This is a genomic window from Marinobacter sp. EN3 (assembly GCF_000475315.1).
In the GTDB taxonomy this organism is placed as follows: domain Bacteria; phylum Pseudomonadota; class Gammaproteobacteria; order Pseudomonadales; family Oleiphilaceae; genus Marinobacter; species Marinobacter nauticus.
Map to the genome: position 1 here is coordinate 29670 of NZ_AXCC01000024.1, position 14392 is coordinate 44061.

General features: G+C 58.3%; 16 protein-coding genes and 1 other RNA gene. 10 read left to right on the forward strand and 7 right to left on the reverse strand.

Annotation, left to right across the window (positions count from 1 at the left end; all coding sequences use genetic code 11):
* Both pepP and Q675_RS28785 read right to left on the reverse strand, forming a co-directional pair.
* Positions 1–1320, reverse strand: a complete 1320-nt coding sequence (gene pepP / locus Q675_RS28780; protein ID WP_023011250.1) for a Xaa-Pro aminopeptidase — start codon at positions 1318–1320, stop codon at positions 1–3.
* Between the two features lie 12 nt (positions 1321–1332).
* A complete protein-coding gene (locus Q675_RS28785) occupies positions 1333–1929 on the reverse strand; it encodes a UPF0149 family protein (RefSeq protein ID WP_023011251.1) in 597 nt (198 codons plus the stop codon).
* A 184-nt stretch (positions 1930–2113) separates the two neighbouring features.
* Here Q675_RS28785 and Q675_RS28790 point away from each other — a divergent pair, with 184 nt between their 5' ends.
* Positions 2114–2695, forward strand: a complete 582-nt coding sequence (locus Q675_RS28790) for a ZrgA family zinc uptake protein (protein WP_023011252.1) — start codon at positions 2114–2116, stop codon at positions 2693–2695.
* Between the two features lie 4 nt (positions 2696–2699).
* On the opposite strand, the gene Q675_RS28795 is transcribed toward Q675_RS28790, so the two are convergent.
* Positions 2700–3215 carry a DUF3299 domain-containing protein gene (locus tag Q675_RS28795; RefSeq protein ID WP_031211356.1) on the reverse strand — a complete coding sequence of 172 codons (516 nt, stop codon included), beginning with the start codon at positions 3213–3215 and terminating at the stop codon, positions 2700–2702.
* 69 nt (positions 3216–3284) lie between these two features.
* Here Q675_RS28795 and Q675_RS28800 point away from each other — a divergent pair, with 69 nt between their 5' ends.
* From Q675_RS28800 to ssrS, 5 genes are all read left to right on the forward strand, one after another.
* Positions 3285–3998, forward strand: a complete 714-nt coding sequence (locus Q675_RS28800; RefSeq protein WP_023011254.1) for an ABC transporter ATP-binding protein — start codon at positions 3285–3287, stop codon at positions 3996–3998.
* Positions 3995–5272, forward strand: coding sequence for an ABC transporter permease (locus Q675_RS28805; protein ID WP_022993088.1), 1278 nt, complete (start codon positions 3995–3997; stop codon positions 5270–5272). Before Q675_RS28800 ends, Q675_RS28805 begins: the two co-directional genes overlap by 4 nt.
* A gap of 118 nt (positions 5273–5390) precedes the next feature.
* Positions 5391–5597: a TIGR02449 family protein gene (locus Q675_RS0119160; RefSeq protein WP_011786845.1), complete on the forward strand. Its 207-nt coding sequence runs from the start codon at positions 5391–5393 to the stop codon at positions 5595–5597.
* Complete coding sequence (locus Q675_RS28810) at positions 5597–5893, forward strand: cell division protein ZapA (RefSeq protein ID WP_011786846.1); 297 nt, start codon at positions 5597–5599, stop codon at positions 5891–5893. Before Q675_RS0119160 ends, Q675_RS28810 begins: the two co-directional genes overlap by 1 nt.
* 61 nt (positions 5894–5954) lie before the next feature.
* A non-coding RNA gene (ssrS, locus tag Q675_RS37875) (6S RNA) lies at positions 5955–6135 on the forward strand.
* Between the two features lie 7 nt (positions 6136–6142).
* Here ssrS and Q675_RS28815 read toward each other — a convergent pair.
* Positions 6143–7927, reverse strand: a complete 1785-nt coding sequence (locus Q675_RS28815; protein ID WP_081698864.1) for an SEL1-like repeat protein — start codon at positions 7925–7927, stop codon at positions 6143–6145.
* A 117-nt stretch (positions 7928–8044) separates the two neighbouring features.
* Here Q675_RS28815 and Q675_RS28820 point away from each other — a divergent pair, with 117 nt between their 5' ends.
* Positions 8045–8680, forward strand: coding sequence for a 5-formyltetrahydrofolate cyclo-ligase (locus Q675_RS28820; RefSeq protein ID WP_023011256.1), 636 nt, complete (start codon positions 8045–8047; stop codon positions 8678–8680).
* Here Q675_RS28820 and Q675_RS38305 read toward each other — a convergent pair.
* Both Q675_RS38305 and ilvA read right to left on the reverse strand, forming a co-directional pair.
* Entirely contained in the window at positions 8662–8826 is a 165-nt protein-coding gene (locus Q675_RS38305; protein WP_022993092.1) for a hypothetical protein, read from the reverse strand. The two genes, Q675_RS28820 and Q675_RS38305, sit on opposite strands and share 19 nt — an antisense overlap.
* Positions 8827–8976: 150 nt before the next feature.
* The gene (gene ilvA, locus Q675_RS28825) at positions 8977–10512 is read right to left on the reverse strand and encodes a threonine ammonia-lyase, biosynthetic (protein WP_014422705.1); all 1536 of its coding nucleotides are present in this window, start codon (positions 10510–10512) and stop codon (positions 8977–8979) included.
* Between the two features lie 134 nt (positions 10513–10646).
* On the opposite strand from ilvA, the gene rpiA reads away from it, so the two are divergent.
* The 3 genes from rpiA to ppa all read left to right on the forward strand — a co-directional run bounded on the left by rpiA (position 10647) and on the right by ppa (position 13235).
* Complete coding sequence (gene rpiA, locus Q675_RS28830) at positions 10647–11324, forward strand: ribose-5-phosphate isomerase RpiA (protein ID WP_011786849.1); 678 nt, start codon at positions 10647–10649, stop codon at positions 11322–11324.
* 146 nt (positions 11325–11470) lie between these two features.
* On the forward strand, positions 11471–12610 hold the full coding sequence (locus Q675_RS28835; protein WP_014422706.1) for an acyl-CoA dehydrogenase family protein: 1140 nt from the start codon (positions 11471–11473) through the stop codon (positions 12608–12610).
* 97 nt (positions 12611–12707) lie between these two features.
* Positions 12708–13235 (forward strand): inorganic diphosphatase, encoded by a 528-nt coding sequence (gene ppa / locus Q675_RS28840; RefSeq protein ID WP_014422707.1) that lies wholly within the window; start codon positions 12708–12710, stop codon positions 13233–13235.
* An 88-nt stretch (positions 13236–13323) separates the two neighbouring features.
* Here ppa and Q675_RS28845 read toward each other — a convergent pair whose 3' ends face one another.
* Positions 13324–14376: a DUF2333 family protein gene (locus Q675_RS28845; protein ID WP_011786852.1), complete on the reverse strand. Its 1053-nt coding sequence runs from the start codon at positions 14374–14376 to the stop codon at positions 13324–13326.
* Positions 14377–14392: the final 16 nt, after the last annotated feature.

Here is a 14392-nt window from a genome sequence, read left to right on the forward strand (position 1 = left end):
TCAGTCCGCCATCAGAGCTTCAATATCGGCAATGGTCTTCGGCACGCCCTCGGTCAGGTTTCGGCAACCCTCTTTGGTGACCACCACATCGTCTTCAATACGGATGCCAATACCCCGCCAGCGCGGCTCGACGTCGGCATTGTCGGGCGCAATATACAGCCCTGGCTCAACGGTCAACGCCATCCCCGGCTCCAGTACCCGCCAGGCATCGCCGACCTTGTAATCACCAACATCATGGACATCCAGCCCCAGCCAGTGACCAGTGCGGTGCATAAAGAAAGGTTTGTAGGATTCGTTGGCCAGAGCATCGTCCAGGGTGCCTGCGAGCAGGCCCAGATCGATCAGGCCCTGGGTCAGCACCCTCAGCGCCGCTTCATGGGGCTGGTTCCAGTGATTGTCCGGCTTCACCGCATCGATCGCCGCGTACTGGGCCGCCAACACCACTTCGTAAAGCGCCTTCTGTTCCGGGCTGAACTTGCCGCTGACCGGGAAGGTGCGGGTGATGTCCGAGGCGTAGCATTCCAGCTCACAACCCGCGTCTATCAGTACCAGGTCGCCGTCTTTCAGCGGTGCCGCATTTTCGATGTAGTGCAGGATGCAGCCGTTGGCACCACCACCTACGATGGAGGGATAAGCGGTAGAGCGCGCACCATGCTCCATAAAGGTATGAATCAGTTCAGCTTCAAGATTGTACTCATACCCGCCCTGACGAGCCCGCTTCATGGCCCGGCAGTGGGCCTCGGCACTGATCTGGCCGGCCTTTGCCATCACTTTGATTTCGGCAGCACTCTTGTACAGCCGCATATCATGCAGCAGGTGCTCCAGCGCCACCAGTTCCCCAGGGGGGTGCGCTCCGGAACGAACCTTGCTGCGAATCACCTTGAGCCAGTCCATCACCCGGTTATCGAATGCCGGATCCTTGCCCAGCGGATAGTAGACCCGGCTGCGGCCTTCAATCATGCCGGGCAGAATATCGTCGATATCCGCAATGGGGAAAGCATCGTCGAAGCCGTAACGTTCGATGGCGCCCTCAGGGCCCACCAGAAAACCATCCCAGAGCTCTTTCTCCGGATTCCGCTCCTTGCAGAACAGAACCGCTTCACCATGCTCGCGGCCTGGAATCAGGGCCAACACCGCTTCGGGCTCGCCGAAGCCGGTCAGATACTGGAAATCGCTGTCCTGGCGAAACGGGTGTAACACATCGCGGTTACGCACCCGCTCCGGCGCCGCAGGCAGAATGGCGATGCTGTCCGGGGCCATCCGGTCCATCAACTTGCGACGGCGCTCGGCAAACTCTTTCACGGGAATGGTCACAGCCATGATAGCTCCTGATCAGTGCAGGGTGGGCGAATCGCCTGCCGGCTTCTCCGGCTCATTGAACTCGGTGAACACCGCCAGCGCGCCAAGGCGCACGTACTCGGTAATTTCAAGCAGTTGCTGTTCACTTTCGTCGTCGGGTTCTTCGTCCTCCGACAGCTGGCTGATGGCCACCATATCCTCGATCAGCTCCCGGATCTCATCCGGAGCCTGGCCAAGGGAAGCGCCGGCCGCCAGCGCCATGCCTTCCAGAAATCCTCGAACCCAGGCCACCAGGGCTTCCAGTCGTTGTTCGATGGCATAGTCGTCATCTGGCAACAACGGCTGAAAACTCATGTCGGTGGACTGCAATTGCTTGAGCGTTTTACCGTAGGCGCTGTTCATAAAGGGGGCGAGGTCATCCGACTCTTCAGCCGCTTCATCAGCCAGCCCCATGTGTTCGCAAACCATAGCCAGCCACTCGGGCTCGTCAATACGGGAGCCTGCCGCCAGCCGGCCACAGAGCACGCCATGCAGCTCAGAGGGGTGGCTGAACGCCTTGTGCGCGGTAAACACGTTGGCCCAGCGTTCAAATTCAGCCGCACGGGCGGCGGAGGTATCGGTTTCGGACATGAAGCTGCCGTTTCCTTAAATCGGTGGTGTACGTTCAGATACGCGCTGGGGCGGTGCCCCGACGAATACCGTATCCTAGCATTCTGGGGAAATCCTGGCACGAATACCCGGGCACACGGGGTTGCTTTTATCTTCACACCAGACAAAAATGTTATAACATATCAAATATGGACAGGATGACCCGATGCGCAGAAACGTTATGCCTCTCATGACCGTGGCACTGGCAAGCGCCGTACTGGCTCCGCTGACCGCGGGCGCGGCCAACAACCCCAGCGCCCATCAACATGGCCACGCGGAACTCCAGGTAGCCATAGACGCCAACACCGCCGATGTCTTTGTTCGCTCACCCGCATACAATCTGCTTGGCTTCGAGCACGAGCCACGCACAGAGCAACAGCATCAGCAACTGGCGGATCTGGAGCAGTGGCTGATGTCGACCCCTCTGATTAACACTGAGGATGGCAACTGCAACGTGGAAGATGCCAGCTTTCACAGCTCGTGGCCCGAGGCGACCCGTCATCACAGTGACCATGCGCACGAACACCATGACCACGATCACGATCACGGGCAAGCAAACAACCACAGCGATATCGAGATTACCCAATCACTGACCTGCGACGGACTTGCCGAACACCAGACACTGACCACACCGCTGGTGAAGCACTTTCCGGCACTGGAACACCTGGATGTTCAGTGGATCGGCCCTGAAGGCCAGGGCGCCACAAGACTGGAAGCCGGCGACCAGCAATTCCGGGTTGGCCGCTGACCCGTTACTCGGTGTAAGGTTCTACCGACTGCGCCACCATGGAATAGGAGGAGGTGCCGAGATCATTCTCGGTTCGCTCAATCACCAGCTCCCCCTCGATCCAGACAGGGTCGTATAGAGCCTCCAGGGTAAACCCTTCATGGTATTTTACGTGGATGATCTGGTTTGGGGGTGGTGGTGGCACATGGATGCAGGCGCCGTAGTAGGGCACCAGGAAGAACTCGAGAATGCGCATATCCTCCGTGGTTTTCAGCGGTACCACGAAGCCCGGAATCCGGCCCTCGACGTTGCCCATTTCCGGAACCACCCGCCCGGTCATGATTTCGTCCGGCAACAGGGGCGGGCCATCGCCCTCATGTTCGATTTCCGGCATAGTCTCGAGCAGCGCCAGATCTTCCGCAGGCATTAACTCAAGCCAGTCGATCTCCCGGGGCTCGGCACGGACCGCCAGGGAAACCAATAACAACAAGCCCAGTCCAAGGCAGGCAAGCGACTTGCGGAACAGAACATCAGTGAACATCAACACGGATTCTCCAAAAAACCAGATCAGCAACCGGCGCCATCATACAACGGCGAGCACGATACGGATATGAACAGCGAGACACGACAACCGCCGGACAGTTCCCGCCCGGACACTCTGGCCATCCGAACCCGGAATCTGCACTTCCGATGGCAAAACCAGGCTCGGGAACTGGCCTTCCCCGATATTCAGCTGACACGCGGTGAACACCTGTTCCTGCACGGCCCCAGTGGTACTGGTAAAAGTACGCTGTTGGGACTGCTCGCAGGCATGCACACGCCCAGCCGTGGCAGCCTTCAGCTGCTGAATCAGGAACTGACCACCATGAAGGCCGGCGCCCGGGATCGACTGCGCGCCGATCATATGGGCGTCATCTTCCAGCAGTTCAACCTGGTGCCCTATCTGAGCGCTATGGCCAATGCACTTTTGCCTTGCCGGCTATCAAATCTGCGCCATTCGCGCGCGTTACCCTCCGCCACCGAAGCTGCCCAACACCTGCTGACACAACTGGGCATTCCGCAAAGCCACTGGCACCAGGGAGTGACCCGGCTATCGATCGGCCAGCAGCAGAGGGTGGCTGCCGCCCGCGCGCTGATCGGTGCTCCGGAGATCATTCTTGCAGATGAGCCCACGTCCGCGCTGGATAGCGACAACCGGGACCGCTTTCTTGAACTACTGCTAACGCTGGCCGAGTGCAGTAACAGCTCGGTTGTATTTGTCAGCCATGATCAGTCACTGGCCGGGCACTTTCATCATCGCATGGCCCTGGAGGTGGCGCCATGAACAAGCTCAAGCTCACCATCTTCCTGTCCGCCGCCAGCCTGTGGTACCGGCGCCGTGTACTGGCCCTCGTTTGCCTGACCCTGACCCTGAGCGTAACCCTGCTGCTTGGCATCCAGTACCTGCGCACAGAAATCCGACAGTCATTCACCAGCACCATCAGCGGCACCGACCTTATCGTAGGGGCCCGCAGTGGCCAACTGAATCTGCTGCTTTACACGGTGTTCCACATCGGTGATGCCACCAACAACATTCGCTGGTCCACCTATCAGTCCATGACTGAGGACAGCCGCATCGACTGGCTGATACCTATTTCCCTGGGCGACAGCTACCGCGGCTTTCGGGTTGTCAGCACCAACGAGCAGTTCCTGGCCCGCTTCCGCTATGGCAACGACCAACCGCTGACACTGGCGAGCGGAGACTGGTTTTCTGACCTGTTTGACGTGGTGATCGGCGCCGGCGTGGCACGGCAGCTTGACCATAAACTGAACGACGACCTGGTCCTTTCCCATGGCGGTGGCCGCACCAGCTTCTCGAATCACAAGGACCTGCCATTCAGGGTATCCGGCATTCTCGCGCCAACCGGCACGCCCGTCGACCAGGCGGTTTACATCAGCCTTGAAGCCATGGAAGCCATGCATGTGGGCTGGGAATCCGGCGTGGCCATCCCGGGCCGGACCCTGTCGGCCGACCAGGCACGCAACCGGGACTACACACCGGACACCATCACCGCCGTGTTCATTGGCCTGGACCGCCCGATCCTCACCTTCCAGGTTCAACGGGAGCTGAACCAGGCCCGCGAGGAACCTCTGTCGGCCATCCTGCCGGGTGTGGCCCTGAGCGAGCTCTGGCGGATGATGGGGCAATTTGAAAAAGCCCTGCTGGGCATCAGCGGCTTTGTCGTGATCACCAGCCTGGTGGGACTGATTGCGGTTTTGCTCACCCTGCAAGCCCAGCGGCAACGGGAGATTGCCGTTTTGCGAGCGACCGGAGCTTCACCGGGGCTGATTGCCGGCCTGTACAGCCTGGAGTGCGTCGGGCTTGCCCTGGCCAGTTGCCTGTTCGCCCTGCTGCTCGGCGCTGCCGCCATCGCCGGCCTCAGCCCCTGGCTACTGGAACACTACGGACTGCAAATCCGGCTTCGGCCGCTGGCCCGGGAGGAGTGGCTGTTACTGATGGCAGTGCCGCTCTCTGCGTTGGCAGTGTCCGCCCTGCCCGCACTGAACACCTGGCGAGCAGGCCGACAACAGGGGTTCGGGGCACAGGATTCCAGCTGAACTGACGCAAAAGGTGACAGGCCTCACGGCGGGCACGCCATGACAATGCGGTAAATTGACCGGTCTGGCGCGCGCACTTATAGTAACTCTCATCAAAATCACCGATGTTGGGCAGGTCATGGAACAGTCCGAAGTACAGGCATTAGCGGACAAGCTGGACAAGCTGATCGAGCGCTGCGACAAGCTGGAGAAAGACAACGCCCTGCTAAGGGAGCTGCAGGACGACTGGAACCGGGAACGGGCCCAGCTAATGCACAAAAACGATCTTGCCAAAAACAAGATTGAAGCCATGATCGGCCGTCTTCGGGCACTGGAGCACCACTGATGTCACAGACCCCAACCACCGTGGAAGTCAGGATTCTCGACAAGGAATACCTGGTGGCCTGTCCGCAGGAAGAGCAGGAAGCCCTGCTGCGTGCGGCCCGGCATCTGGACACCAAAATGCGTGAAATCCGCTCCAGCGGCAAGGTATTCGGTACCGAGCGCATTGCCGTAATGGCCGCCCTGAACATCACCCATGAACTGCTGGAGCGCGACACCATGTCGGACGCCACCAGCAGCATCCTGCGTGCCATGGATAACCGGCTTGATGAAGCACTGGGAGAGCCTTCGGGCAACTGATCCGGAAAGAATCCGGAAACGGGGTTGCAATCCTCCCCGGCCCTGCCCGTATAATGGAACCAACTTCCTGGGCTGTTCGCTGGTCGGGTACGTCCTCGAGCCGATGCGCATTACCCAGGTGGCTACTTCAGGGCATTGTGAGCATGTCCCCCAAGGGGGAAAGCCTAATATGTCACAGCGGCCACCGACCTTGAACTTCTGGGTTCAAGGGCTACATCCGATAACGGCAGCCCGGGAAGCTTTTCACCGTTACTCCGATTGCGACTTCCTGAATCTCAAGTGCAGCAAAGCGTCCTGAACCTCCTGGTTACCGAACCGCTCATCGAACAACAGTCCAGACCACACTGAGTCGTCCGACCTGGCCTGATCCTTTCGTTGCTGATACAGCGAATCCCAGCGTTCCAGGTACTGATAGGCCAGCTCATCATCCGGGGCCACCTGCTCACCCCGGTAGTACATCAGCCCGAGGTACGCCAGGGCGGCCATGTTCTCCTCCTCCGCCGCCCTCTCCAGAAGCTGTCGAACTTCTTCTGCATGAACATCAGCCTGACCGGCGTAATACATTGCCTGTCTATAGCGCGCATTTGAGACAGCTTGACGCAGATTATTCGGCACATCGGCAACCGGCATAAATACAAACCGCTCGCGAGCTTTCGCAGCGCTCTCATCCCGGCCATCCTGCTGCAACTCTCGCGCCAAAAGCAGCTGTGCGGGCAGGTGGCCCTTATCAGCGGCGCGCCTCAACCAACCTACAGCATCCACCAGACTGGGCGGAATACTGGCCAGCCCCTGACTGTAGATCGCACCAAGTTTGTAGGCCGCCTCCGCATCCCGGTAAGCCATGCTTTCCAACAGATCCAAGGCTCGGCGATGCTGTTCTTCGGCCATACCCGGCAGGCTCGAGAGATAGATATCGGCCAGCAAGTGCTTGGCCCGATCGTCTTCTCGCTCTATCTGTTCAAGACGCGCAACGGCCAGACCCACCTGCATCGAGCGCCCGTCTTCGGGATTCAGATACAGGTGAGCCAACCAGAGATTCGCCTCTTTCTCGCCCCGGTCGGCCGCACGCTCCAGTTGATCCAGCGCCTCAAGATAATCAGCCTCGGAACGCTGCTGTCCGCGAGCCAGTGCCACACCTCGGGCCAGCAGTGCTTTCGGGTAGTTCTGATCGGCCGACCGTTGCAGCCATTGCTCTGCTTCGGCAGGGTTAAACCAAGGTGAATCTGGCGCTCCGTATATTTGGGCTATCATGTACTGGGCGCGGGCGCTGCCTTTATCTCCGGCATACCGGTACCACGCTACCCGGCGTTGCGCACTGGGATCCACCAGGGCCGGATACAATGTAGCCAGGAAGCGCATGGTGCCTGCATCGTTGTCCGGACGACTTGCACGCCATACCTCGTCTGCACTCTGGAGAATAAACTCGGCCTCCTCATCCAGACAGGCCCAGGCAGGCACCCTGTCCCGGGTGTCGGGGCCGCAGTATTCAGCCAGAGCCCGGTGATGAAACAGATTCGAAGCATTATCTACCTCACCGATTTCGGGAATCAGTGCCACCGCCTGTTTGCGATCCTGCTCGGCCAGCTCCCCGGACCAATAGATCATCGCGAGATCAATCAAGGCTCGCGGATAGTCCGCCGCACGGAGAAGCACTAACGACCTGGACACATCACGGTTCTCTGCCTGCCCTCGCCGATAGATCTCGGCCAACAAATGCCGCGCTTCGCGCTCGTAGACCGAAAACGGTTTCTGAAGCTCTCGCTCCAGCAACTCGGCAGCTACCCGCTCATCCGCTGGCCCGCCCAGGCCAAGATACGTCAAGCGAGCCAGTTCATAGCGCGCCCGACTGCTTTCATAACTCTCGGTCTCAGCGTCAAGGTAACTCTGGAGATGGTGGCGGGCACCGGAATATTCAGCAGAAGCCAACGCACGAACACCCACTTGGTAAACCTCGGGGGATCCGGTCGCGCAACCAGACAAAGCAACAATCAAAACCGCAGGAAGCAACAGGCGAGCGTATCGGGGGAAATCCATGGCAGAATACAGCCTCTGAAAAACAACGGACTGCAGACTAGCAGAATTTTAACGGGGCGTTATTGATGTGATACAACATAGGCCAAATTCACGACGCAGCAGCAGGTAATCGCCATCTTGAATCCGCATCATCAAGCAAGGACGTTTGACGCCGGCAATGATCGGGCCTCACGCCGCCAGCTCCGCCAAACTCTTCGCCAGAAACGGAGAAGCCTGTCGTTTGAAGAACAGCGGCAAGCTTCCGAACGTCTCGCCCTTAACCTGCTGAGGCACCCCGACCTGCACCGAGCCCGCCACATTGGCATCTACCTGGCCAACGACGGCGAAATTGACCCGTCCCTGTACATTGATCTGGCTCGCAAAAAAGGCATCCGGTTCTACCTGCCCATTCTGCACCCGATCTACCCGGGCAAGCTGGTTTTCAGCCCCTATTATGATGGAGTGCAACTGACGGCAAACCGCTTCGGCATTCCAGAACCCCCGTTCCCGCGCTCAAGACGCAAGCCGGCCTGGGCACTGGATGCAGTGCTGTTTCCATTGGTAGGGTTTGACGAAACCGGAGGGCGACTGGGTATGGGCGGCGGCTTCTACGACCGAACCTTCGCGTTCAGCCGAATCAGGCCCTGCATGGCACCAAAGCTGGTTGGCCTGGCCCACGATTTTCAGCGCGTGGAACAGTTGCCAATTGAGCCCTGGGATGTGCCTTTACACGGTGTGGTAACGGATAAGCGTTGTTACCGTTTCAGACCCTGATTGGCAGACAGAACATAGCCTACTGCAGATGCTTCGCGGTCGGCACGCTTGTCCTCAGACGCCTGAATGGACGTAAAACCCGTAATCACAAGGCCGACAGCAAAGATGAGCACAATGGCACGAATGATGTCAGGCTTGCTCCCCATTTCTTGGATTCCCGTTATTCTTTCATTCAATTGGCAGGAAAATCAGACAACTATTACTGATTCGCAGAATTAGACGAAAGACTAACACGTAACTTGATTTTTACAATTTTTGACAGATTACCGTTATGTAAGAGTTGTAGCGTTCCACCCTCAGGTGGAACGCCCGTTGCCTGCTCCCAAAAACAGCCGATAGGCCTCGTTGTCAGTCATGTTTTCATAACGAAAACCGACCTTGTCGAGCATGCCCTCAAAGTCCGCCACCTCATTGTCCTCAACCTGCGCGCCCAATAGCACCCGGCTGTAGGCCGCACCATGATTGCGGTAGTGGAACATGGAAATATTCCAGCGCGTTCCCAGCGACATCAGGAACTTCAGCAAAGCTCCCGGGCGCTCGGGAAATTCAAACTGGAACACCTTTTCATTGGTAATCGTCGGTGCATGGCCCCCGACCATATGACGAATATGCTGCTTGGCCAGGTCGCTGTCGGTAAGGTCAACCACCGAGTACCCGCTTTCCCGAAGATCCTGCACCAGTTCTTCCCGGCCATGTCCGCCAGCGGCAATCTGGATTCCCACGAAAATGGTGGCGTTCTGAGCATCCGCATAGCGGTAATTAAACTCGGTGATGCTACGCTTGTGCAGCGCATTGATGAACGTTTTGAACGCGCCCGGCTTCTCCGGGATCGTTACCGCCAGAATCGCCTCGCGCTTCTCTCCCACTTCGGTGCGCTCGGACACATAGCGCAGTCGGTCGAAGTTCATGTTGGCACCACTGAGGGTGGCAATCAGGTTTTCATCCTCGATCTTTTCCCTCGCGATGTACTTCTTGATACCCGCTACACCCAGAGCACCTGCCGGTTCGGCAATGGAGCGAGTATCTTCAAACACATCCTTGATGGCCGCACAGATCTCATCCGTGGACACTGTGATCACTTCATCCACGTGATCCTTGCAGATTTCCCAGGGATACTCACCGATCTGTTTGACCGCCACGCCATCGGCGAAGATGCCCACCTCATCCAGCACCACACGCTCACCGGCCTTCATGGCCGCCTGCAGACAGTTGGAGTCTTCCGGCTCCACACCAATCACTTTGATTTCCGGGCGCAGATACTTGATATAGGCCGCCATGCCGGCAATCAGCCCGCCGCCACCGACACAGATGAAGATGGCATGAATCGGCTTGCTGAACTGCCACATGATTTCCATGGCTACAGTGCCCTGACCGGCGATCACATCCGGGTCGTCGTAGGGAGGGATGTAGGTGTAGCCGTGTTTCTGGATCAGCTCCTGTGCGTGGGCTGCCGCCTCATCAAAAGCATCGCCCTTGAGAACCACTCTGGCGCCGTGGTCACGAACTGAGCGTACCTTGATCTCCGGCGTCGTCTGAGGCATCACAATAACGGCTTTGATGCCCAGCTTCTTTGCGGCCAGAGCCACGCCCTGGGCATGATTGCCGGCAGAAGCGCAGATAACCCCCTTGGCCTTTTGTTCTTCCGACAACTGAGCAATCCGGTTGTAGGCGCCGCGAATCTTGAAGGAAAACACCGGCTGAAGGTCTTCACGCTTGAGCATAATATTGTTGCCAAAGCGCTTGGAAAGACTACGGGCTTCAGTCAGGGGTGTTTCGATGGCCACGTCGTAGACGCGCGCATCGAGTATCTTCTTGATATAGCGTTGCGGCATGATGGTTCCGGTTGCTGGTGAGTGATCAGGAAAAACCCACAGTGTAGAAAGTTTGCACGCTTGCCGTCTATAAGCAGAGTTGCTGCAGGCGTATAATAGCGCCCAAATTCAACGCAAACCTCCGGGAGCCCCCCATGACCCAGGACGAACTGAAACAAGCCGTTGCCAAAGCTGCAGTGGATCACATCGCCCCTCACCTGGAACCGAGCAGCATTGTCGGGGTGGGCACCGGCAGCACCGCCAACTTTTTCATCGACTACCTGGCGGAATACCGCAACGACTTCGACGGCGCCGTCGCAAGCTCCGAGGCAACCGCCGAACGACTGAAAAAGCACGGCATCCCGGTATACGACCTCAACGCCGTTAACGAAATCGAGTTTTACGTCGACGGTGCCGACGAAACCAACGAGAGCCTGGAACTGATCAAGGGCGGTGGCGGTGCCCTGACCCGGGAAAAGATTGTGGCCGCCGTCGCCAAGACCTTTATCTGCATCGCCGATGAGTCCAAGCAAGTCGGCATCCTGGGCGAATTCCCGCTGCCCGTGGAAGTTATCCCCATGGCCCGCAGCCATGTCGGCCGCGAGATTGTAAAACTCGGGGGCGATCCGGTTTACCGGGATGGCTTTGTCACCGACAACGGCAACATCATCATCGACATCCACAACATGGATATCTCCCGCCCGCTGGTGGTGGAAGAAAAGCTCAATAACATTGTCGGCGTGGTCACCAACGGACTGTTCGCCCGCCGCCCGGCCGACCTGCTGCTACTCGGCACACGTGACGGGGTGAAAAGCATTGCCCGCGGTGCATAAACCCCTGTAAGGCACTCCGCCTGACAAGCTGGCCATTCGGGCCAGCTTTTTTATTGCCGGAACAAACCCAAACCAAGCGCTTGCTTGGTGGCCGGGATTGCGCGACACTCACCTCATCGCAAAACAAGAACACAGGGAGCCAATCCGTGTCTGACTACTTCAACGAAACCCATGAACAGGTGCGCCAAACCGCCCGGAAATTCATCGAGACCCACGTGCGGCCCCATATTGACGACTGGGAAGAAGCCGGTGAATTCCCCCGTGAAATCTATAAACTCGCCGGCGACGCCGGACTCCTGGGCATCGGCTTCCCTGAAACTCTGGGCGGCATCGGTGAAGGCGATATCTTTATGAAAGTCGCAGTTTCCGAGGAACTGATGCGATCCACCTCTGGCGGCTTCGTGGCCAGTATCGGCTCCCTGGATATCGGCCTGCCGCCGGTGGCCAAGTGGGCAAAACAAGACATTCGCGAACAGATCGTGCCGCCCGTCCTACGCGGCGACAAAATCGCCGCCCTGGCCGTGACCGAACCCGGTGGCGGCTCCGACGTCGCCAACCTGAAAACCCGTGCCGTAAAAGACGGCGACCACTACATCGTCAACGGGAGCAAAACCTTCATCACCAGCGGCATCCGCGCCGACCATTACACCGTCGCCGTGCGCACCGGGGGCGAAGGCCACGGCGGCATCAGCCTGTTGCTGATCGACAAAGGCACACCAGGCTTCACCACCGGCAACAAACTCCGGAAAATGGGCTGGTGGGCCAGCGACACCGCCGAGCTCTTCTTCGAGGACTGCCGGGTACCGGCCGACCGCCTGATCGGCGCCGAAAACGCCGGCTTTATCGCCATCATGAGCAACTTCCTGGCTGAACGCCTGAGCCTGTCCGTCATGGCCTACATGACCGCCCAGATCGCCTACGAAGCCGCTCTGGATTACACCAGACAACGCCAGGCCTTCGGCCGCCCCGTTGCCGGCTTTCAGGTCACCCGCCACAAACTCGTTGACATGGCCACCCAGATCGACATCGCCCGGGAATACACCTACCGCTGTGCCGCACTGATGCAGGCCGGGAAAAACCCCATTAAACAGGTGGCTATGGCCAAGAACTTCGCCGTGGACGTGTGCGAAAAAGTCACCCGCGAGGCGGTACAGCTGTTTGGTGGTATGGGCTATATGCGGGAGTCGGTGGTGGAGCGGCTGTACCGGGATGCCAAGATTCTGTCCATTGGCGGCGGCACCACGGAAATCATGAAGGAGCTGATTGCCAAACAGATCAGGCTGTGACCAAGGTTTAGTTTCGAATGGCAAGAGACTTCCGTATAATTGCGCCCACTTTTTAAACGCAGTTAAACGAACCCTAACGTACCAGGAAGGATCGCACATGCAATTCGACAACATCCCCGCTGGCAAGAACCCGCCAGAAGACATCTACGTTGCCATCGAAATCCCGGCCAACAGCTCTCCGGTCAAGTACGAACTGGACAAGGACATGGGCGCCCTGCTGGTTGACCGTTTCATGGCCACTCCGATGTTCTACCCGGCCAACTACGGCTTCATCCCCCACACCCTGGCCGACGACGGCGACCCACTGGACGTCCTGGTGGTCACCCCGTACCCGGTGCAGGCTGGCTCGGTTATTCGTTGCCGCCCGGTAGGCGTACTGAACATGGAAGACGAAGCCGGTGGTGATGCCAAACTGGTGGCCGTGCCCCACGACAAGCTGACCCAGACCTACCACAACGTTCGTGAAATCGAAGACCTGCCGGAACTGCTGCGTGATCAGATCCGTCACTTCTTCGAGAACTACAAGACTCTGGAGCCCGGCAAGTGGGTGAAAGTGCAGGGCTGGGACAACGCTGCAGCCGCCAAGAAAGCTATCGAAGACGCCATCAACGCCTACAAGGGCTGATTGCGCCTCGACCATAAAAAAGCCGGGCCAGTCTAACGACTGCCCGGCTTTTTTTGTGCCTGTGCCAAAGCTCAGCCGAGGGCGCTTATCAGCCCCGCGACAACAGGTCCCGCATATCACTGATTGCGGCATTGGCCCGTGACAGATAAGCCGCCATGGTCAACGAATGGTTGGCCAGCACACCGAAACCACTGCCATTGAGAATCACCGGACTCCACATGGAGGCCTGAGTGCCCTCCAGTTCGATAATGATCTGCTTGACGCTCGCCATGGCGTTCTTGTCCTGCAACACTTTCCGGAAATCCACTTCCACCGCCCGGAAAATATGCAGCAACGCCCAGGCACTGCCTCGCGCCTCGTAAAAGACATCATCAATTTTGGTCCACGAGGTTTTGACATCCTCGCCACCGGTCTCTTCCGCCAGAGGATCATCCGGATTCAGATTAGCGACGGCATCCGACACCGACGCCTTGCCCACGCTTTCGCTGAGCGTGCGGGACAGGCTACCCAACCGGGTTTCCAGATCCGCCAGCCAGTTGTTCAGGTTATCCGCCCGGGCAAAAAACTGGGCGTCCGCCTGGGCCGGATCGGACAGGCGATTCAGATAGCGCTTGAGCGCATTGATACCACGCCGGTACTCGTTCTCGGTCGATGGAATGGCCCAGCTTTCACTGTCGAAGTGGAACTGGGGCTCGGCAATGGTCAGATCCGGGTCTTCCGCTGACTGGCTCTGGGAACGACTGATATCCTTACGCATCGCCCGGGAAAGATCCCGCAACTGGACCAGCACGCCATATTCCCAGTTCGGCATATTGTCCATCCACAGACCGGGAGGCGCGATATCGTTGGAAATATAACCGCCGGGCTTATCCAGCAGGGTCTCGGCAATACGGATCATGGTGGCGGTGGTGGCAAAACCGGTCACCGGCTCCCTATCCATGGTGCTTGCCAGCGTACGGGTGTGATCACGTACAGAAAAGGTATCTGGCTCACTGCTCCAGTAGATACCCAGAACCATCGCAATCAGCAGGTAGACCACCAGCAAGGCAACCACCAACTTGCCAATAACACCGCTACCGCCGGTGTAATCCTGCACATCGTCTTTCTTGTCCCTGAAGTACTGTCTGATCTTGCCAGGCATAAGACTCCTGATCTCC